The sequence below is a fragment of the Legionella sp. JM-2024 genome (assembly GCF_055389095.1).
Window position 1 is genome coordinate 804727 of the sequence record NZ_AP039388.1, and the last position, 21601, is coordinate 826327.

The window sequence follows — 21601 nt, forward strand, 5'->3', positions numbered from 1 at the left end:
CGATGCATTTTTCAATTCAGCGTTTGTGGGCTATTATCCGAAAAGAATTCATATTAATGAAACGTGATCCTGCTACTATCGTGATTATGGCGATCTTGCCTTTGATTTTAGTCTGTATAGCTGGATATGCCATAAATACCTATCCAAAAAAAGTTCCCACGGTGTTAATCAATTTTGATAATACGGATGTAACACGTGAACTCATTCGAGAGATGCAAAATACAGAATACTTTTCATTTGTTAGTTCGACGGATGATTCAGAATCAGCATACCATTTATTGAAAACGGGTAAGGCAATATTAGTATTGACTATTCCGGCAAATTTTACGAAATCACTACGCCGAAACCAAAATCCTGCTCTCTTATTAGAAGACGGCAGCATTGATTCTCTTGCTTCAGGTAGAGCCATCATTGCTTTGGCTGGATTGAAATCATCTTTTTTAGAGAAAATTGGCCAAGGGAAGATAAATACACCTGGCCATTGGCCTGATTTCCAGATTATTAATCATCGATTATATGATCCGGATCGGGTTACTCAATTTTATGTTGTTCCGGGAATGATTGGCTTGGTACTGATGTTAACCATGTTATTGATTACAGTAATAGTAGCTTTTAGAGATGTTCAAGGCGGTACTATTGACTATTTATTAGCTTCCCCTACTCGCCCATCTGAAATTTTATTAGGTGAAATTTTTTCTTATATTATTATTGGTTATTTGCAATTAAGCTTTGGTCTTATCTTGTCTTATTATTTATTCCATGTTCCGTTTGTTGGTAATCCTCTTCTTTTATATTTATGTACACTACCTTATATTGTAGCCGAGTTATCTTTGGGCTTAACTATCGCTACTTTTTGCACATCACAATTTGAAGCGGTACAAGTGATCAATATTTTTATTGCTTTTTCTATTTTATTAACCGGATTTACTTTTCCAATATTTGGAATGTCTGAATGGGCACAATATCTAGGATTATTTTTGCCATTGACTCATTTTTTTAAAATTATCTTTGGCATTATGTTAAAAGGAAATGATTTTAGTGAAATTTGGGCAAATTTATGGCCGCTACTTGCTTATTGTCTTGCAATGATTTCTTTGGCAACCTGGCGATTTAAGAGACATTTTGTGCGGTAGAAATCAGAAAAGTCCCCATAGAAAATCATATTAACAAATGGTTTCTCCAGTTGTTGTTAGTCACTAATCAGGCACCCAGCTTATCTTCCGCTCCCTCACGGTCGCGGCTCGGATTATGACGTAACCTGATAAATCCCTACGAAATTTTTAACTTCAATAGAATCAAAAACTCTATTCAGCCAGGCATGTCATTCCGAACAGATGTATCTCCACGAAACATAACCGTATCTATTTGATTAAAATAACTATTCCATTTTTTATTCTAACCGAAACCGTTCATGCTGAGGAGGAGCTCTCAGCGCTGCGTTCCTCCTCAGTGCGAACGGTTTTGGGATAAATTCATTCTAAAATTCGTGGGGATTTATCAGGACGTAACCGATAATTTATCTTTCCATTCCTCACGGTCTCGGATAGATGAAACCTATTTCCAGACGTAAAAAAATTTTTAATGTAATTTTCTCAGGCTAAAGAAGCATATAAATCATAATCGTCGCTATCAGTGATGACGACCTCAGCGAAAGATCCTACGGTAATGCCGGGTATTTTAGGCAAATAAACCAAGCCATCGATTTCTGGGGCATCGCTTTTGCTACGAGCTATGATCTGATCTTTTGTTATATCGTCAATCAAAACGGTTTGAGTGCTGCCAATTTTATTTTTTAATTTATTACGGCTAATTTCTGCTTGTACTTGCATAAAGCGATGATAACGTTCTTCTTTAATTTCTTCAGAAATAGGATTATCCAAATCATTCGCTTTTGCTCCCTCAACAGGTGAGTATTTGAAGCATCCTACCCTGTCTAATTGTGCTTCTTCAAGGAAATCTAATAACTCGGAAAATTCCTCTTCTGTTTCACCAGGAAAGCCTACAATGAATGTGGAACGTAGTGTAATGTCAGGACAAATTTCTCTCCATGAAGCAATACGTAATAACGTATTTTCGCTACTGGCAGGTCTTTTCATGGCTTTTAAGATGCGTGAACTGGCATGTTGCAATGGTATATCCAGATAGGGCAAAATCAGCCCATCGCGCATTAGAGGAACAATGTCATCGACATGAGGATAAGGGTACACATAATGAAGCCTGACCCAAATTCCTAATTCACCTAATTGTTCACATAGATCGTAAAAGCGAGTATTTACTGTTTTTCCTTGCCACTCTACAGGCTGATAACGTGTATCAACTCCATAAGCACTGGTGTCTTGCGAGATAACCAATAATTCTTTTACCCCGGCTTGTTTTAATTTTTTAGCTTCAGTAAGAATCTGAGTCATTGGATAGCTTTGCAGTTTTCCCCTCATCGTAGGGATGATGCAAAAAGTACATTTTTGATTGCATCCTTCTGATATTTTTAAATAAGCATAATGGCGAGGTGTCAGTTTTATTCCTTGAGGAGGTATAAGTTGTGTAAAAGGATCAGTAGGGGGAGGCAAGTGTTGGTGTACTGCATTGACCACTTCTTCGTAAGCATGCGCACCGCTGATATGCAGGACATCAGGGCATGCATTTTTTATGATATCCGCTTTGGCTCCCAGACATCCTGTGACAATAACTCGTCCATTTTCAGTCATGGCTTCCTTTATAGTATCCAGAGACTCTTTAACAGCACTGTCAATGAAACCGCAAGTGTTAATCACTACAACACCGGCGTCCTGATACGTTGGAACTAGTTCATAGCCTTGCGCTTTAAGCTGAGTAATGATTCGTTCAGAATCAACCAATGCTTTAGGACATCCTAAACTCACAAATCCTACTTTATGATTCATAAAATTCTATATGTAAAAAAAATGAACGAATTATACTGCTTAATAGGTTGAGTTGTCGACTGCTTTCATAGAAAAGCCATTAATTATAATGACCAGGTTCAGTTGACATTTCGCTAGATTGAGTGGAAAAAACTTGATTTTCGAGTACCGTGGCGGAGCGTACATAGAGGTAGTGAGCGACGGAGCGCAGAAAATCAAGTTTTTTCGGCCAAGATAGTAGAAATGTCAACAGAACCTATTCTAATCCAAACCTATGTTACTTATTGTTTTCATGAATTCGTCTGCATTAAGTTCACCAACCCTTTTCAAATCATTAAGCTGCTCACCTTGAGCATTGAAAAATATAAAAGTTGGGGGGGCTACGACATGAAAATGTTCCATTAATATTTTATTGTCTTTATTATTAGCAGTAATATCAATTTTCATCACTACAAAATGGCTCAGGGCTTGCTGTACCTGAGGATCTTTAAATGTGGTGTTTTCCATTACCTTGCATGAGGCGCACCAGTCCGCATAAAAATCAAGCATAACCGGTTTTCCGTAGGCTTGTTTTAAGGCCAGCTCAACACTTTTAAGGGTTTGTTCTTTAGGGGTTTCTAATGATGAGCTAATAAGTGGAGCAGCTTGTAAATTGGACAGAGGTTGTAAAGGATTAGATGATCCCATACTTGCTCCAATAAGTATTAATAATCCATAGGTTAATAAAATGATTCCAACACCTTGATACAATTTTTCCTGATTGGTATTAGATGGAGTCAGTGCACCCGAATAAATACCCGAAAAAATAAGTAAGCACGCCCAGAGTATCATTACAAAACCAGGGGGTAGAATACGTGACATTAAATAAATAGCTACAGCAAGAAGTAAAATACCAAAAAAAGCCTTAACGGCATTCATCCAGCCACCGGTTTCAGGTAACCATTTGCCTGCAGAAGTGCCTATCAATAGCAATGGAGTGCCCATGCCAAGACTCAATACAAATAGAGTAATACTACCTAAGAATATATTCCCGGTTTGCGCTATATAAGTTAAAACGCCGATTAATGGTGCCGTGACGCATGGGGACAAAATCAGGGTAGACAAACATCCCATTATGGCGGCTCCGAGATAGTGTCCTCCACGTTGCTCACGGCTTGAGCCTACAATTTTACTTTGCCAGGCATCGGGTAATTTGAATTCATAAAAGCCGAACATCGACAAAGCAAGCAAGACGAATATTAAACTGAATATGCTGATAGCCCAAGGTGATTGCATACTAATTTGTAAATTCGCTCCCAGTAAAGCAACTACTGCTCCAACCACTGCATAAGTTACTGACATGCTAAGCACATAGCTTAATGAAAGGAAAAATGCTTTTTTGGTTGTTGCGGTTTTCCCATGGCCAACTATAATTCCAGATAGCACTGGAACCATAGGCAATATGCAAGGGGTAAAGGATAAGAGCAAGCCAAATCCATAAAAAATGAGCAGAATCATTATCCAGTTGTGATTCGCAAAAATACTAGCGATGTCTTTTTCTGCTTCTTCACTAGTCGTTGTTTGTGGAGTTGGTGCATTAATTGTTTCCAAATCAACTTGGGAAAGGGCTAATTTGTCGTTAATGGCCAGTTTAATTTGTTTTACTTCAGGCGGATAACAAAAGCCATCGTCCGCACACCCTTGAAAATGCAAATTGATTATTGTTTCTCCTGGTGTAATGCCAAGTACCCCTACAGGAAGAGTGAGCTGATCTCGGTATACGGTAAAAATTCGTCCTTGTTTATCGGTTTTGGTTAAGGGGGTAGGAAAGCGGAGATTTCCTAACTGAACAATGTCATCATTTGTTGTGTTTAATTGGATACGATCACTATATAAAAAATAGTGAGGCATGATATCCCAGTGAATGGCGAAAGTGTTAGGATCTATTTTTTTGACATCAACCTTGAATACCTCAGAAGCTGGCAAGGGTTCAGCATGAACAAAAAGAGAAGTTAAAAATAATATTGATAATAGGAGCCATTGTTTCATTCGATGTCTTTTTACCGTGATTAATAAACTTATTGTAGACTCTGAAATCATAAATCCAAAATTTTTTTTGATTTTACCCTTGAAAGTTTGTTTCTTATCCCCATATGTCTGTCATCGGTATTGTTTGCCTTGAAGAAGGACAACCAGTACTTCGGGACTGTTGATATTCAGACTCAAATTAGTGAAATCTCAACAGCTTCTAAATAATTTAAAGTTTAATTTAATCAGGAGAGAAAAGTATGAAAATTCGTCCTTTACACGACCGCGTTGTTGTTCGTCGTATGGAAGAAGAGCGTACCACAGCTGGTGGTATTGTTATTCCAGATAGTGCTACAGAGAAACCTATGCGTGGTGAGATCGTTGCAATAGGTGCTGGTAAAGTGTTGGAAAATGGCGATGTTCGCGCTTTAGCAGTGAAAATTGGTGATGTGGTACTGTTTGGCAAGTACTCTGGCACCGAAGTTAAAATCGATGGTAAAGAATTAGTTGTGATGCGCGAAGACGACATCATGGGTGTAATCGAGAAGTAATCTAATTGTTTAAGGAGACAATGATAATGGCTAAAGAATTACGTTTTGGTGACGATGCTCGCCTACAAATGCTTGCTGGTGTAAATGCATTGGCAGATGCTGTTCAAGTAACAATGGGACCACGTGGTCGTAATGTGGTATTAGAAAAGTCTTATGGTGCTCCTACTGTAACCAAAGACGGTGTGTCAGTTGCTAAAGAAATTGAATTTGAACAACGTTTCATGAACATGGGCGCTCAAATGGTGAAAGAAGTTGCCTCTAAAACTTCTGACACTGCTGGTGATGGTACTACTACTGCTACTGTATTGGCTCGTTCTATCCTTGTTGAAGGACACAAAGCAGTTGCCGCTGGTATGAATCCAATGGATCTCAAGCGTGGTATTGATAAAGCAGTATTGGCTGTTACCAAGAAATTGCAATCAATGTCCAAGCCATGCAAAGACAGCAAGGCCATTGCTCAAGTTGGTACTATTTCTGCTAACTCTGATGAAGCGATCGGTTCTATCATTGCTGAAGCAATGGAAAAAGTTGGTAAAGAAGGTGTTATTACTGTTGAAGACGGTAATGGACTGGAGAATGAGCTTTCTGTTGTTGAAGGTATGCAATTTGATCGTGGTTATATTTCTCCATACTTCATCAACAACCAACAAAACATGAGTTGTGAACTGGAACATCCATTCATTTTATTGGTTGATAAAAAAGTTTCCAGTATTCGTGAAATGTTGTCTGTACTTGAGGGCGTTGCTAAATCTGGTCGTCCTTTATTGATCATTGCAGAAGATGTTGAGGGTGAGGCTTTGGCTACTCTGGTTGTTAACAACATGCGTGGCATAGTAAAAGTATGTGCTGTTAAAGCGCCTGGTTTTGGTGATCGTCGCAAAGCGATGTTACAAGACATTGCTATTTTAACTAAAGGCGAAGTGATTTCTGAAGAAATTGGCAAAAGCCTAGAAGCTGCTACTTTAGAAGATCTTGGCAGTGCAAAACGTATCGTTGTTACCAAAGAAAATACTACTATTATCGATGGTGAAGGTAAGGCAACAGAAATTAATGCTCGTATTACTCAAATTCGTGCTCAAATGGAAGAAACTACTTCTGATTACGACAGAGAGAAATTACAAGAGCGTGTTGCTAAATTAGCTGGTGGTGTTGCAGTGATCAAAGTTGGTGCTGCTACTGAAGTTGAGATGAAAGAGAAGAAAGCACGTGTTGAAGATGCTCTTCATGCTACTCGTGCTGCAGTAGAAGAAGGTATCGTTGCAGGTGGTGGTGTTGCCTTGATTCGTGCCCAGAAAGCTTTGGATGCACTAAAAGGCGATAACGATGATCAAAATATGGGTATCAATATTTTACGTCGAGCTATTGAGTCTCCAATGCGCCAGATCGTAAGTAACGCAGGGTACGAAGCGTCTGTTATTGTTAATAAAGTAGCTGAACACAAAGACAACTACGGCTTTAATGCTGCAACTGGTGAGTACGGTGATTTGGTTGAGATGGGTATTCTTGATCCAACTAAAGTAACTCGTATGGCTCTACAAAATGCGGCTTCCGTAGCCAGCTTAATGTTGACTACTGAGTGTATGGTTGCTGATCTGCCTAAGAAAGACGACGGTGTAGGCGCCGGCGATATGGGCGGCATGGGCGGCATGGGTGGCATGGGCGGAATGATGTAATTCTCCCCGGTTATCCATTGAAAACCCGCCATAAGGCGGGTTTTTTATTGTTTCAAAGTATTCAACGGGACTTACGAAAAACTCCAATCTTTTCGTTAAAAAGGTTTTTAATTCAGTCAATTAGTTTGTATAAACTCACTCATTAAAAAACTTATTTGCCTTGACCTTGGAGTTTTTCCTGAGTCCCATTCAAAATAGAACTAATAATACATTGACAGGACTTACAAAAAATCCTAAGTTCTAGATTAAAAATTTTTTACTGAAGTGAAAGAGAATTTGTTGAAAATTCTGATTGATTTTTTCTTTAGAAATTTTGAACTATCCTTAAATAACATAAATAAAAAATAAGGGAAGAACAATGAGTAAAGTAATTAAAAAACTGGAAGTGGCTCTTGCTGATACCTATGCATTGTATCTGAAAACACAAAATTACCATTGGCATGTTACTGGACCTCAATTTAAAAGTTTGCATGAATTATTTGAGATGCAATATAAAGAATTAGCTGAAGCTGTGGATCAAATTGCAGAACGAATTCGAATTATGGGTCATAAGGCTCCTGCTACTTTCGCTGAGTTTAATCAATTAAAAACGATTAAAGATGGTGATTCCGGGGTGAGTGCTAATGAAATGGTGAGTGAGTTAGCTAAAGACAATATGATGATAGTAAAGGACTTAAATCAGGCAATTAAAATCGCACAGGAAAATGAAGACGAAGGCACTGTCACTATACTGAGTGATAGAGTGGCAGCTCATGAAAAAGCACATTGGATGTTATCGGCCTCAAAGGAAAAGAAATAAAATATTCTTTGCTATAAGTACTAATTGACCAATAGTCGTGTTCGCTTCTAAATAATGGGATGTTTACAAACACTTCAAAAGCCATAAAAGGATTTTGTCAGCTGCCAAGATAGCTCAATGTGTGTTTGTCAAACATCCTTTTAAAGATCAGGAAACTAATCCTCGTTAATTGTTTACAGTTTGAAGGCGGCGAATTGATAATCCATTTTAGTGAGATTATGGTTCCTGTAAATAATTTCATTAGACTTCTCCACGATGGTAGTAGCGCTTCGAAAAAAGTCTATTACCGAATAATAATTCATTCTTGTATGAATAGAAGCGTAATCGTAGAATGATCCTTTCATTGATTTGGTAGCATTCTAGCTAAGGATTGCGTTGTGTTTCGATTTTTATTTCCTGTTAGTCTCTTTATAAGCGCTATTCTTCTGTTCAGTATTCAACCTATGGTGGCTAAAGCCATGCTACCAGCCTATGGGGGTACACCTGGAGTATGGACTGTTTGTGTCCTTTTTTTTCAATTTATTCTGTTGATTTCTTATGGTTATGTTTGGCTTTTAAGTCAAATTAAGAAGCCTGCTATTTGGCGTCTAATCCATATGGCATTGGTTGTTTTGAGTTTTATTGCATTTCCTTTATTGTTTCATCCTGTCGTTGCGGCCGGGCAACCTGAATGGGCTATTTTACATAATTTGTTAACTCAATTAGGTTTACCATTACTAGTTATTGGTGCTTCAGCCCCTTTATTACAATTTGCTTATAGCCAGACACAAAGCAAAGGGGCTGCAGATCCTTATTATTTATATATATCCAGTAATTTGGGTAGTTTGATTGCTTTACTTGTTTATCCCTGGGTTATCGAAAGATTTATTGGTTTGACCTATCAATTTTATTTCTGGAACGTTGGATTTGGAATTTATTTACTGCTTTTAGTAACAGTCTTATTTTTTACAAAATACCAACCCTTGCTGGTTGAAAAAGAAGAAGTGGATTTTCTCCCCTGGCGAGAGATCGCGTATTGGATTTTTTTGAGTTTTGTTCCTTGTAGCCTGATGTTGGGTGTTACTTTGTACATAACCACGGATGTTGCTGCAACACCATTATTTTGGGTTTTGCCTTTAGCTCTTTATTTGTTGTCTTTTGTATTTACCTTTACATCCAATCCGCTTATTCCGCAAAAATGGATTTCTCGTAATTGTCTTTTTTTCCTTGTGTTTCCAATTATTGGATTCATTCTAGGAGTGAGTCAAATAAGGGTCTGGCAATTGATATTATTTAATCTATTAAGTTTTTTTATTCTGGCTTTACTTTGTCATGGTCAGTTATTTGCTAGAAGACCCAAGCCACATCTATTGACATTATTTTATTTTTGTTTGTCTTTAGGAGGGGTTTTAGCTGGGGTTTTTAATGGAATTTTAGCACCAAATTGGTTTAACCACGTTTATGAGTATCCTTTGGCAATTTTATTAAGTTTATTGATCCTTCCTTTACCAAAAACTACCCGAGGCTGGTGGGTACCATTAGTTGTGTTAGGCTTGTTATCGATTCATTATTTTATTCCTATCCTCCCCTGGATTAAGACTTTAACCAACTTTCATTTATTAGCCATTGTGTCTCTTGGAATCATTATGATTTGGCATCACAATAAAATGAATCTTATTTTATCCATGCTGATTTTATTTGTATTTATTTATTTTCCCCCCTTGCAAGATAAACACATTTTACTGCAGGAAAGAAATTTTTATGGTGTAAAACAAGTATTCGAAAAAGAGAATATGCATGTGTTGATCAGCCAATCGACTCTTCATGGGATGCAATTAATGAATGGGGAAAAATCGGCCAATGGTTTAAGATCATATTATGGAGCCATATCTCCAGTAGTTGAAACTCTGAAGCAGGAGTATCATCCTCTGTCTGTGACTATTATGGGATTAGGTATAGGAACACTATTGTGCCAATTTCGCGCTACTGATGAAGTAAAAGTTATTGAGATCGATCAGCAAGTTATTGAATTGGCCAAAAACACCAAATTGTTTACGTATCTGAATGACTGTCCTCCCGCTACCAAGATTATTAAGGGTGACGGTCGATTGGCTTTAGTAAATATTCCAGACGCTTCGCAAGATTTGTTAATACTGGACGCATTTAATTCAGATGCTATTCCTGTTCATTTGATGACACTTGAAGCATTCACATTATATAAGAAAAAAATTGTAGAAGACGGAGTCATTTTAGTTAATTTAAGTAACAGACATCTCCAATTACTCCCCGTTCTAAATGCAATAGGGCGCTCTTTGGATATGATCACTTTATCTTTACAGCATAAAGGGGATAGAAAATTAGGGCAATTTAATTCAGAGTGGGCTTTACTAACGTCGGATCAATCGTTAGCTTTTAAAATCATGAAGGGAACTAACTGGCGTTTTGTGGCAGATGATAATCAATTTTTATGGACAGATGACTATTCAAATATAATACCTTTATTGAAATGGTATAATTAACGTGAATTCGATATAAAAGGCAAGGAAATGTCTTTTATATCGCTAAACGAACGTTATTCCGTAAAGCTTGTCCCCAGTGAAAGCGAGGATACGCAGCATTCATATGGGATCTACTCCAAAATAGTCTGGTTCGATATCAAAAAATAGAATAATTTTTAATTCCACTTTGGCGTAGATTGCTACGCCAAAATATAGAAAAAATTTACTTTAATTCATTGTATTAGCGATTGCGACAAATGAGTTTGATAATTTGGTGAAGAAATCTGTTTAAATTTCAGCGAGATTTCCCTTTGTTTCTAGCCAAATCTTTCGGTCTGAAGCCCGTTTTTTGTTAAGCATCATATCCATAATTGCTTCTGTTTGGTCTTCATCGTCAAGAGTAAGTTGCACCAAACGTCGTGTATTGGGATCCATAGTCGTTTCTCTAAGTTGAATAGGATTCATTTCACCTAATCCTTTGAATCGTTGAACATTCACTTTTGATTTTGTGGTTTGAGTAAGATGTTGAACAATTCTGTTTTTTTCCTCATCATCCAGGGCATAGTGAACAAGTTTTCCTGCATCTATTCGATAAAGTGGGGGCATGGCTACAAAAACATGGCCTGCTTTTACCAAAGGTTTGAAATGCCGTAAAAACAAAGCGCATATCAAAGTGGCAATATGGGCTCCATCTGAGTCTGCATCGGCTAGAATACAGATTTTTCCATAACGAAGACCGCTAAGATCTCCAGAGCCTGGGTCAACGCCTATGGCAACAGAAATATCATGAATTTCCTGAGAAGCAAGGACTTGAGAGGAATCCACGTCCCAAGAGTTAAGTATTTTTCCGCGTAAAGGTAAAATAGCTTGATAGTCTTTATTGCGGGCTTGTTTAGCCGAACCACCAGCAGAATCTCCTTCCACGAGAAACAGCTCTGCCTGATTTAAGTCAGTTTGTAAACAATCGGCTAATTTCCCAGGTAAAGCTGGACCTTGATTGATTCGTTTACGAGCAACTTGCTTGGCTTGCTTTAAGCGTTTTTGGGCTCGTTCTATAGCTAAGGCGGCAATGGCTTCGCCTTGATTACGATGCTGATTTAACCAAAGAGCAAAAGCGTCTTTAATGACATTACTAACTAATCCTGAGGTTTGACGTGAACTTAATCGTTCTTTGGTTTGTCCAGCAAATTGTGGTTCTTTCATTTTGACTGATAGAACGTATTGACATGTTTCCCAAAGATCATCGGCCGTTAATTTTACGCCACGAGGAAGCAAGTTTCTTAACTCACAAAATTCAGACATAGCCTCAAATAATCCGGAACGTAATCCATTGACATGGGTACCTCCTTGTATTGTTGGGATCAAATTCACATAACTTTCATTCAAGTTGCTATTGGCAGAATCTGACCAAACTAGAGCCCAGTCAACTGTTGCTTCATCACTTTTGAATTCGCCAGAAAAAGGTTCTTCAGGTAAGTAATCAGCAGGTAAGGTTTGGCTTAGATAATCCGTTAAACCCTGTTCATAACACCAATGCATTTCTTCATTGGTGGCTTTATTAATAAAGGTCATGGACAGACCACTACACAATACTGCTTTTGCTCTTAATACGTGAGTAAGATGCTTTACGGAGATTCGTGTTGTATCAAAGTATTTGCTATTGGGCCAGAAACGTATGATAGTGCCTGTGTCTCTTTTTTTTGTAATTCCAGTCTCATTCAATTCACATAATTTTTCGCCATTGGCAAAGGTCATTTGATATATAATTCCATTGCGCTTGATGGTCACATCCAGGCGTTCTGATAAGGCATTGACTACTGATACACCAACACCGTGCAAACCTCCAGAAAAACTGTAATTTTTATCTGAAAATTTACCTCCAGCATGAAGTCTGGTCATAATGACCTCAACACCACTTAAACTGAGTTGAGGATGCAAATCGACAGGCATGCCACGACCATCGTCTTCGACTTCAATGGAACCATCTTCGTGTAGGGTAACAATAATACGGCTGGCAAAGCTGGCGAGCACTTCATCCACGCTGTTATCAATGACTTCCTGAGCCAGATGATTTGGACGAGTCGTGTCGGTATACATACCGGGACGTCGTTGAACAGGCTCAAGGCCACTTAAGACTTCAATCGCTTCGGCAGTGTAGTTTTCTGACATGGGTATTCACTCATATATCTATCTATCAATTTGAACAAGGTTTAGCTATCCATCCTACCCGCTCCCTCATGGTCGCGGCTCGGTTTGAACTTATAATCCTATCCGCTCCCTCATGGTCGCGGCTCGGTTTTGAACTTATAATCCTATCCGCTCCCTCATGGTCGCGGCTCGGTTTTGAACTTATAATCCTATCCGCTCCCTCATGGTCGCGGCTCGGTTTGAACTATAATCCGAGCCGCGACCGTAAGGGAGCGAACATCCATAGAACACATGAATTCAATCATTTATTTTAGAATTTTGAAATTAATCAAAGGTATTTTACCATAAATATTTGTTTGCTATAACAACCTTACTCTTGCTAGAGTGTAGATATTATTATTGTGATAATAAACTATGCAAAATACTGCTGAAATCAATCAATTATCTGTTGCATTTCAAAGCCCCAATAAAATAATCCCTGCTTTGGATAAATTGAGTTTTTATTTAAAGCCAGGTGAGACTCTTGTTTTATTGGGAGAATCAGGCTGTGGGAAGTCATTAACTTCGTTGGCTATGATGAGGTTATTACCTCAAGCCGGAGTATATGGGATTGATAGCCAAATTAATATTCATGGAGTGGATATTTTAAATCTACCAGAAAAAATGATGAGGCAGTTACGGGGACGTAGGCTTGCTATGATTTTTCAAGAGCCAATGACTGCTTTAAATCCTGTATTAACAATTGGTGAGCAGATAGCAGAAGTTTTAAAAAGGCATCAGTCATTAACAAATGATGAAATAAAAGAAAGAGTGATCTCACTATTAAATGAGGTGGAAATGCCTCAGCCTCAAATGAGGATTCATCAATACCCACACCAATTATCTGGTGGTCAGAAACAGAGAGTAGTTATCGCTATAGCTTTGGCTTGTAATCCGGATATACTTATTGCTGATGAGCCAACTACTGCATTGGATGTTACTATCCAAGCCCAAATATTAGCCTTATTAAAAAAAATACAAACAATACATCGTATGAGTTTGCTATTGATCACTCATGATTTAGGCGTGGCTAAGGCCATGGCGGATAGAATTTGTGTGATGTATGCCGGGCAGGTTGTAGAACAAGCCTCCGTAAAGGATTTTTTTTCAAAAATCGGTCATCCCTATGTTCAACAACTTTTGGCGTCCTTACCTTCTTTCGCTAAAAGAGATGAAAAATTATCTGTTATTGCAGGCACAGTACCTTCTTTAGAATCTATGCCATCAGGCTGTCGTTTTCACACCCGCTGTATTTACGCTTTTGAGCGATGTCATCATGAAGAACCTCAATTACAAGAAATTGATAATCGTCTCTTAAGATGTCACTTGTACCCTGATATTAAAGAGCTGCCATTACTGGATAGAAATAAAATTATTTGGGCTCTTTCCGATGAAAAGTCAGAGGTGGTATTTAAAGTGGAAGACTTGTCAGTTCATTTTATACATAAAAAAAAGTTTCTAAATCGAAATAAAATAATTTTTAAGGCAGTAGATGGTTTATCTTTTACTCTGTCGAAGGGTAAAACTTTAGCATTAGTTGGAGAATCAGGTTGTGGGAAGACAACAGCAAGTCGCGTTTTATTAAGGTTATTGCCAGTGGCAGGGGGAAAAATAAGTTACAACGATCAGGATGTTTTATCACTTAAAGGTGGTGCCTTAAGAAGATACAGAAAAAAAGTCCAAATTATTTTTCAAGATCCTTTTTCTTCTATGAACCCACGTATGACTGTTGGAGAGATAATAGCTGAAGGAATGCATGCGCAGGGGATGAAGTCTTCCTACATTAGGATGCAACAAAAATCTCTTATTGAGCAAGTTAATTTACCAAGTACTAGTTTGCATCGATATCCACATCAGTTTTCTGGCGGACAAAGACAAAGGATATGCATTGCAAGGGCTTTGGCAACAGAGCCTGATATTTTAATCTGTGATGAACCAACGAGCGCATTGGATGTGTCAGTTCAGGCACAAATTCTTAATTTATTAAAAGAATTACAGCAACAAAGAGGTATTTCCTATTTGTTTATAACCCATAACATGGGGGTTGTGTCTTACATCGCTGATGATGTGTTAGTTATGAAGGACGGCTTGGCTGTAGAGTATGGAGCGTGCAATACGATACTTAAGCAACCGGAACATCCCTATACCAAACAGCTATTAAATGCTGTATTGGACATCGAATAATATTTCAGGTTCTCTTAAGCATTTATATGCTATATTTTGTCCATTTTATATCTGATAGGCTTACCCTATCGTTTTCTGGGAATTCAGTACATGAAAATCATATTAGAACAATTGGTTTTTAATAACGCTAAGGAATTTATTGATTATTTAGCAAGGAGTTATGAACAAGTTGAGTCTAATTCTAAAGAGGTTAACTTATTAATAAGCTATGATGTTTATGAATCTGAAAGTGCTAAGGAGCTGGTTCAATTCCTTTTAAGACCAAATGCTGGTCGCTTATATGATTTACGTTTAATGCCTGAGAATTTAAATACCGAGCAGAAAAAACTAGAGCAACTCCTAAATAATATTTATTTATTCAACAAGAGAAGTAGTTTTTCTGAGCATTCTAAAGAACGATTGATTTTTCCTGAAAGAATATCAGTAGCTTTTAATAATCTGACTGTATTTCCTGTAAAAGAATTAATAGGGTTTAAAACACTGGATGGAGTGGATAAAGACAAGTCTGAAGCCTTGTTTAATGCAGCGATTGATGTTGTGGAAAAGGCTGGTACGGATGTTGAAGATGAGTTGCTTATAAGAGTCGTTGAAGTGACAACAGCTGTTATACAATCCAAAATGAAAACATCGCCTGAGATAGTTCATTTGCTAACATTACTCATGAAAACATGCAGTAATGGTACCAAATCAGAATTGATGAGATATTGTAGTCTTATTGATAAATTGCAAAAAACTGATGATGAAACTTTAAAGCAATGGATGAAAATACTCGTAATACTGGGTGAAAACGCAGAGTCTAAAAACATAAGATTATTACTCGATGTTCAATCTGGTCTTGAATTCCATAGCGTTATATTGAAGGATATTGCTACTTTGTTTCGCTACCCTCCTTACCCAGCTCTGGATGTTTTTGTTGAGGAGTTGCATAAAGATTCAAGAAATTTGAAAGCCTATATTGATTCTTTTGATGCAGACCCGAAAGGCGCAAGAGAGCCAAAATTTAATAAAGAGGGTATTTTAGTTAAATCCAGTGAACAAATTCTTAAGGATCAGTTTGAAACAGGCCAAATTCGAAAGGTAATTGCAGCGATTCAAAGCATAATTGATGGAGCCAGTTTATCAAGTAAAGAACAATATAAATTGGCTCAACAAGTCGTTTATATCAATGCAATAGGTAAGAATTATCCTTTAAAAGTAGGTGACAAAACGTATACAAACTTAACCGATCTAGGCAGGAGTAAGTTACGGGAGTTGTCTGATTTATTAATTACAGAGATTAGAAGACCAAATATTAGTAAACAGGATAAATTACGAGCTCAATTAAATCTGTTGGCAGTGATGCGCGAGCAGTATTTTCGTAGCACGGGTTTATTTATTAATACTACGCAAATTATTTCTGTTTTACTTTCCTTGTATCATCAAGAACATAATTTATTAATGGAAATGAATTCCAAAGAAGGTAAGAGGACCCCTACTGCAATTCTTGCTGCTATGCAGTGGGTATTGGCGAACGGTGGAACAGTTGATGTGTGCACTGCTAACAACGAATTATTGATTCAGGATTATCAAGAAAAGGGAGTAAGAGATTTCTTTATTTATCTGGGTATTCCTTCTGCTGCTATAGAATCTAATTCTATAGCAGGTTCTTATCAAGTTGGCGGTATCAATTATTCTACAATTCCTAATTTGGTTTCGTATTGTTCTCACGCCAATATAGAAGATGAGAAACTGTCAGTTGATCGATACGGTCGACCTGTTTCCAGCCATCTTATTCTTCATGGCTGTGATTTTGCCACTCTGGATGATAGAACTTTATTTAATTTTTCTTCGAATTTTGATTTTTACAAGGAACATGGGCGTATCGTAAGAGTTGAGGAGAGCCCGGGAGCACACCAATTGCCTGGACAGCGTGGAAAATTTGAAATGGATGTGGCCTATCGTATTTTGCCTTATAAAAAGAATTTATATGAGGCATTAGATACGCATGAAGTACCAAATCTTCTTGAGCGTATCAATGTAATTAAGAATCGCATCATTAATGCTGAGCCTGGACAGCCAATAGTTTTAATTGCAAAAGATGCCAACCAGGTTACTGAATTATATAATGCATTGAAATTACAATTAAATAAAGACGGAAAAAAATACAAAATAAGAGTTTTAACGGGCGCAGAGTCAGAAGAAAAAAGACAGGAATGGATTAAAGAACAGTCGGGCAATGCCAATACCATCACCATTACGACTTCTTCTTCAATATTAGGTTATGTGACAGATTTTGATACTAAGCATCCCAAGGGGTTTTTAACAATACAATCTTATTTAGACACACCTGGCATGACCAAAAAGATTTTGAATCGTGTATCAAGAAATGGTAAACCAGGACAATACGTCGCTGTTTATGAAGAAGATCCTGTCAAATCACGTTCTTGGGTTTTTCAGACGAAAGAGGATAAACAAAATATTCTTCTGTTTTTGGAGAAAATTCAGTACAGAAGAAGTGAAGAAGCTGCGATTGAAAGATATTTCAAGCAGTCCGTTTCCAGTATCCAACAAGTAGTATTGAGGCAATTTGAAGAATGGCAGGCCTTCTTACACCTCATTTATCCTAAATCAGAATGGAGACAGTTGGATAATGAATTATTTGTACAAAGAGAAGATCTGATTACCTCATTAAGGGAACAATGGAGAAAATGTCTGGAAGATTCTGATCTTAAAAAAACGTATCTTAATCCTTATGTTCGCAGGGATGCTTATCATCGCTTACAAACAAAAGAACTGGAATTGGCATTACAAGAATATGAAAAATCAGTTGCAACCATCTGGAGTAAGAGTCGAATCCAGTTAAAAGCAAAAACAGAAAACAGATTACCCGAAGGTTCTGTTAATGCTGAACGGTGCCGGCATTTGGAATGTGTTGAGTTAAAAGAGCAAATAAAATGGGATAAATTGACAACTCGCCAGAATAAAAAGGAAATTGCTCAAGAAAAGAAACGAAGTCATCGTTACCTGGAGTCTGCATTAGACGTTAATGGTGCCATGCTGCGCTATTATGATGGTGATTTGGAACCATACCGTTTACCTTTTGTGAATAGCCAACTGAAACGATTTGCCAGAGACATTAGTAAGGTTATTAACAATTGTTCTTTATCAACAAGTGTAAAAAGATCTCTAATAGACAGAGTTAATAATGCTGATAATTTAATTAGTCTTGAATTGGTATTAATTGACTACAAAAACAGATGGTTAAATAAGAATAAATTTGCTGAAAAATTCCGTATGCAGCCGATTATTAGCGATATATTAAGGGTGTATAAACTTGCAGGACTCGAAGAAAATAAAGAGTTGAACATTTTAAAAGAAACTTATCTGGATAACGCAGCAACAGAAATCATTCATAATCTTGAAAACACACTAGCCTGGGCTAAGCCTGAAAATAGAGGGTTTTGGTATTGGATTGAGCGATCAGCTGTCAAAACAGCAGCGAATGAGATATTAGCTGTGGTGCATGAATTAAAACAAGCAAGTGATTCTTACTCTCAGCAAGCGGCACTGAAGAAATTATATAGAGTGCTATCTAAACATCAAACCCAGTTAGAGGACGTTTGGATATTTTCATTTGGCCATAAAAATACACGTGATTTGATCAATCAAACATTAAATACAATAGATGGTTTAACGGTCATTGGTTGCGGTGAAGAAACCTTGGATGCTGATTTTATTCAGGAATGTAAAGAAGAAGCGCAATATCATTTATTACAAGAAAAATTTAACTCCTTTTTAAAAGAATTAGAAAAGAATAATAGTAAAATTTTGAATAGTCATTCGGAATGGCAATCTATCAAGCAACAACTTCAGCAAATACAGAATGAAAATAATAATGTTTATGCATTTAATGAAATGTATTATGTACTTAATAAAAAAATAAACGAATTGTCAATTTCATCTTCTTTATTACGTCAACCCTTAGTTCAAATAAGGGGAACCATTCGCACCATTTGGAATAACTTTCAGGAACAACATCAAGAGTTACTGAGTGAATCAAAATATTTTGATTTTAAAGCTCAAAAAATTAAAAAAGATTTGGAGGGAGTAGATGGGTATCATGTAGATGGTGTGACAGTAAAAATGGAGCATACTGGCTTTAATGATTATTTGGATCTAATCATTGAAGGAACAGGAACAATACCTTTATTTGATGACTTTACTCAATATCAATCACGATTGCCGGAATTAACAAACGCACTTCAGAAACTAAGGGTTTCGCTGGATCAAAGTAAATTGCAATTGTTGAATTTAAATAAATGCCAAACAGAGCAGTTACCTTTGCTGAAGCCAGGAGTGAAGGTTCAACCACAACCAGAATTATTTCCCGAACAGTACCAAAGTAGGGTCAAGGAGATTTTAGTATTAAAAGAGTTTGCTCATGGTCGATTACCTGAAGATCTCAGCAGGTTTCCTGAAGAAATACAAAATCATTTTCTTGATAGAAATAGAATTAAAGCTATGGATAGTAGTACTATGACTATGGAGCAAATCAATCAGATAAAGAATGTGCAATTAAAGACAGAGCTTACTGAGTTATATAATAAAATTCATAAGATCAATGTTGAGCAACCCAAATCATGGTTTTCTTTGGGTGCGGTGATCGATTTTATCACCACTCCTTTTAGGGTAGTAGAGACTGATGAAGACTGGCGTTATCAATTTGCTGAATTACAAGGACGATCAGATGGGTCTTTGCAACAATTTTTAACTCAAGAAATAACCATGCGATATGATGATTTGATTAACGAATTGGCTCTGGTGCAGAGAGAGGTAGCGCAACAAATAGACTCAACCAGTGAACAAATTGAGTTTTTATCTGACAAGATTCTTGAAGAAGAAAATAAGACGGGCGTGAGTGTCAAACGATTTGGAAATCTTAATGAACTGTATGCTTTTGAAGCAGATTTAAAAAACTATAAAGCACTGCATCCAGGAAAAGAGGTTATGGAAGAGCAAATAGAGTCTGAAGACATTACGTTTTCATCCAGTGATGAGGATGAATCTGAAAGCCTTGACGAATTTTTAAAACAATCTTCTCTTAGAGCTTAATAAAAGAGCTCATATTAGAGCTCTTTTATTATTTATTCACTAAATCCACGATAAATTGAATTACCTTATCCAGATTTATCAGCTGTGTTTCATTTGAAGTTCGTGCTTTATACTCAACGCAGCTTTGCTCAAGATTTCTTTCACTCACAACCAATCTGTGTGGAATTCCTATTAAATCATTATCAGCAAATAATACTCCCGCTCTTTCGTTACGATCATCAATTAGTACATCGATGCCTTGAGAGCTAAGTTGCTGATATAGTGTTTCCGCTTTCTCTTTAACCAGTTCAGATCTTGTTCCATTAATCGGAATGATGTTGACTTGAAAAGGGGCTAATGCTTGTGGCCAGATGATTCCGTGCTCGTCATGGTGTTGTTCAATAGCAGCAGCAACCACACGCGTAATACCTAGTCCATAACAGCCCATAATCAATGTCTGCAATTGACCTTGTTCATTTATAACAGAAGCATTCATAGCTTTAGCGTATTTATCACCTAATTGAAAAACATGTCCTACTTCTATTCCGCGGCAGGAATGAAGCATTCCTTTACCATCCGGACTGGGATCACCTTCTTTCACGTTACGCAAATCATAGGACTCATCGTATTTAGCGTCCCTGTTCCATGAGGCATGGATATAGTGCTTATCTGCTTGATTGGCACCACAGACAAAAGAAGGCATGGCCAAGGCATGATGATCAGCAATAACGGGAATGTTTAACTCAATTGGTCCTATTGACCCTAATGGAGTTTTCAGAGATTTTAAAATCTGTTCTTCATCGATAAACAATAGAGGGGAGTGGACCAAAGGATGCTTTGTCGCTTTGACTTCGTTGAGTTCATCGTCTCCTCTTAAAACTAAAGCGACCATAGGATGTTCTTTGCCTTTTACGATCAAAGTTTTGATCGTTTGATTGGTAGCAATACCCAGAAATTGCGCTACTTCATTAATTGTTTTTTGATTTGGAGTATCTACTAGCTTTATAGTTTCACTACCTGGTTCATTAGCTTTGGGTGGTCTTAAACTGGTAGCTTGCTCAATATTTGCGGCATAATCGCTGGCGTCGCTATAAAAAATCAGATCCTCTCCGGAATCAGCTAATACTTGGAATTCGTGGGAAGCGGAACCACCTATTGCTCCAGTGTCGGCTTCAACTGCTCGATATTTAAGCCCCATTCTATCAAAAATTTTGCAGTAAGCTTGATACATATCATGATAAGTTGCTTGCAAACTTTCAAGGCTGAGATGGAAGGAGTAAGCATCTTTCATGATAAATTCCCGAGCACGCATTACCCCAAATCGTGGTCTTATTTCATCACGAAATTTGGTTTGGATTTGATAAAAATTGAGTGGCAATTGTTTATAGGACTGTAGCTCATTGCGCATGATATCCGTGATGACTTCTTCATGGGTTGGTCCAAAGCAATATTCTCTTTCATTGCTGTCTTTCATTTTCAGCAACTGGCCACCAAAAGATTCCCATCGTGCTGTTTCCTGCCATAATTCAGAAGGTTGTACTGCTGGCATAAGCAGTTCCATTGCATGGGTTTTATTCATTTCTTCACGAACAATGGTTTCGACCTTGCGCAGTACTCTAAGTCCAAGGGGCATCCATGTATAAAGTCCTGAGCCAAGTTTACGAATCATTCCTGATCTTATCATTAATTGATGAGATGCTATTTCAGCGTCATTGGGAGTTTCTTTTTGAGTTGCTAAAAACCATTGGGATGCGCGCATTTCTTTTCCTGGATT

General features: G+C 37.5%; 11 protein-coding genes. 7 read left to right on the plus strand and 4 right to left on the minus strand.

All coding sequences use genetic code 11. From position 1 onward, the window contains the following. Nucleotides 1-2 precede the first annotated feature (2 nt). Nucleotides 3-1133 carry an ABC transporter permease gene (locus ACZ5EK_RS03580; RefSeq protein WP_464432449.1) on the plus strand — a complete coding sequence of 377 codons (1131 nt, stop codon included), beginning with the start codon at nt 3-5 and terminating at the stop codon, nt 1131-1133. Between the two features lie 459 nt (nt 1134-1592). Here the strand turns inward: ACZ5EK_RS03580 and rimO are convergent, their stop codons facing one another. Together rimO and dsbD are read right to left on the minus strand one after the other, a co-directional pair. Next, nucleotides 1593-2900 (minus strand): 30S ribosomal protein S12 methylthiotransferase RimO, encoded by a 1308-nt coding sequence (gene rimO, locus ACZ5EK_RS03585; RefSeq protein WP_464431438.1) that lies wholly within the window; start codon nt 2898-2900, stop codon nt 1593-1595. A 240-nt stretch (nt 2901-3140) separates the two neighbouring features. Further along, the gene (dsbD, locus tag ACZ5EK_RS03590) at nt 3141-4907 is read right to left on the minus strand and encodes a protein-disulfide reductase DsbD (RefSeq protein WP_464431439.1); all 1767 of its coding nucleotides are present in this window, start codon (nt 4905-4907) and stop codon (nt 3141-3143) included. A 239-nt stretch (nt 4908-5146) separates the two neighbouring features. Here dsbD and groES point away from each other — a divergent pair, with 239 nt between their 5' ends. From groES to ACZ5EK_RS03610, 4 genes are all read left to right on the plus strand, one after another. Then, on the plus strand, nt 5147-5437 hold the full coding sequence (gene groES / locus ACZ5EK_RS03595; protein ID WP_464426575.1) for a co-chaperone GroES: 291 nt from the start codon (nt 5147-5149) through the stop codon (nt 5435-5437). A gap of 23 nt (nt 5438-5460) precedes the next feature. Continuing rightward, nucleotides 5461-7110: a chaperonin GroEL gene (gene groL / locus ACZ5EK_RS03600; protein ID WP_464432450.1), complete on the plus strand. Its 1650-nt coding sequence runs from the start codon at nt 5461-5463 to the stop codon at nt 7108-7110. Between the two features lie 358 nt (nt 7111-7468). Next, complete coding sequence (locus ACZ5EK_RS03605) at nt 7469-7909, plus strand: Dps family protein (RefSeq protein WP_464431440.1); 441 nt, start codon at nt 7469-7471, stop codon at nt 7907-7909. Nucleotides 7910-8286: 377 nt separating this feature from the next. Continuing rightward, the gene (locus ACZ5EK_RS03610; RefSeq protein WP_464431441.1) at nt 8287-10407 is read left to right on the plus strand and encodes a spermidine synthase; all 2121 of its coding nucleotides are present in this window, start codon (nt 8287-8289) and stop codon (nt 10405-10407) included. A gap of 267 nt (nt 10408-10674) precedes the next feature. Here the strand turns inward: ACZ5EK_RS03610 and parE are convergent, their stop codons facing one another. Continuing rightward, nucleotides 10675-12555, minus strand: a complete 1881-nt coding sequence (parE, locus tag ACZ5EK_RS03615) for a DNA topoisomerase IV subunit B (protein WP_464431442.1) — start codon at nt 12553-12555, stop codon at nt 10675-10677. A 393-nt stretch (nt 12556-12948) separates the two neighbouring features. Between parE and ACZ5EK_RS03620 the strand changes: the two genes are divergently transcribed. Next, nucleotides 12949-14757 carry an ABC transporter ATP-binding protein gene (locus ACZ5EK_RS03620; protein ID WP_464431443.1) on the plus strand — a complete coding sequence of 603 codons (1809 nt, stop codon included), beginning with the start codon at nt 12949-12951 and terminating at the stop codon, nt 14755-14757. Nucleotides 14758-14847: 90 nt separating this feature from the next. Further along, nucleotides 14848-19848 (plus strand): hypothetical protein, encoded by a 5001-nt coding sequence (locus ACZ5EK_RS03625; RefSeq protein ID WP_464431445.1) that lies wholly within the window; start codon nt 14848-14850, stop codon nt 19846-19848. 28 nt (nt 19849-19876) lie between these two features. Here ACZ5EK_RS03625 and ACZ5EK_RS03630 read toward each other — a convergent pair whose 3' ends face one another. Further along, the gene (locus tag ACZ5EK_RS03630) at nt 19877-21586 is read right to left on the minus strand and encodes a proline--tRNA ligase (RefSeq protein WP_464431446.1); all 1710 of its coding nucleotides are present in this window, start codon (nt 21584-21586) and stop codon (nt 19877-19879) included. Between the last annotated feature and the right edge of the window lie 15 nt (nt 21587-21601).

Excerpts from the sequence above, each read along its gene's own strand:
- parE (WP_464431442.1), bottom strand. The coding sequence starts at position 12,555 with ATGTCAGAAAACTACACTGCCGAAGCGATTGAAGTCTTAAGTGGCCTT.
- ACZ5EK_RS03580 (WP_464432449.1), top strand. The coding sequence starts at position 3 with ATGCATTTTTCAATTCAGCGTTTGTGGGCTATTATCCGAAAAGAATTC.
- ACZ5EK_RS03620 (WP_464431443.1), top strand. The coding sequence starts at position 12,949 with ATGCAAAATACTGCTGAAATCAATCAATTATCTGTTGCATTTCAAAGC.
- ACZ5EK_RS03605 (WP_464431440.1), top strand. The coding sequence starts at position 7,469 with ATGAGTAAAGTAATTAAAAAACTGGAAGTGGCTCTTGCTGATACCTAT.
- ACZ5EK_RS03630 (WP_464431446.1), bottom strand. The coding sequence starts at position 21,586 with ATGCGCGCATCCCAATGGTTTTTAGCAACTCAAAAAGAAACTCCCAAT.
- rimO (WP_464431438.1), bottom strand. The coding sequence starts at position 2,900 with ATGAATCATAAAGTAGGATTTGTGAGTTTAGGATGTCCTAAAGCATTG.
- dsbD (WP_464431439.1), bottom strand. The coding sequence starts at position 4,907 with ATGAAACAATGGCTCCTATTATCAATATTATTTTTAACTTCTCTTTTT.
- ACZ5EK_RS03625 (WP_464431445.1), top strand. The coding sequence starts at position 14,848 with ATGAAAATCATATTAGAACAATTGGTTTTTAATAACGCTAAGGAATTT.
- groES (WP_464426575.1), top strand. The coding sequence starts at position 5,147 with ATGAAAATTCGTCCTTTACACGACCGCGTTGTTGTTCGTCGTATGGAA.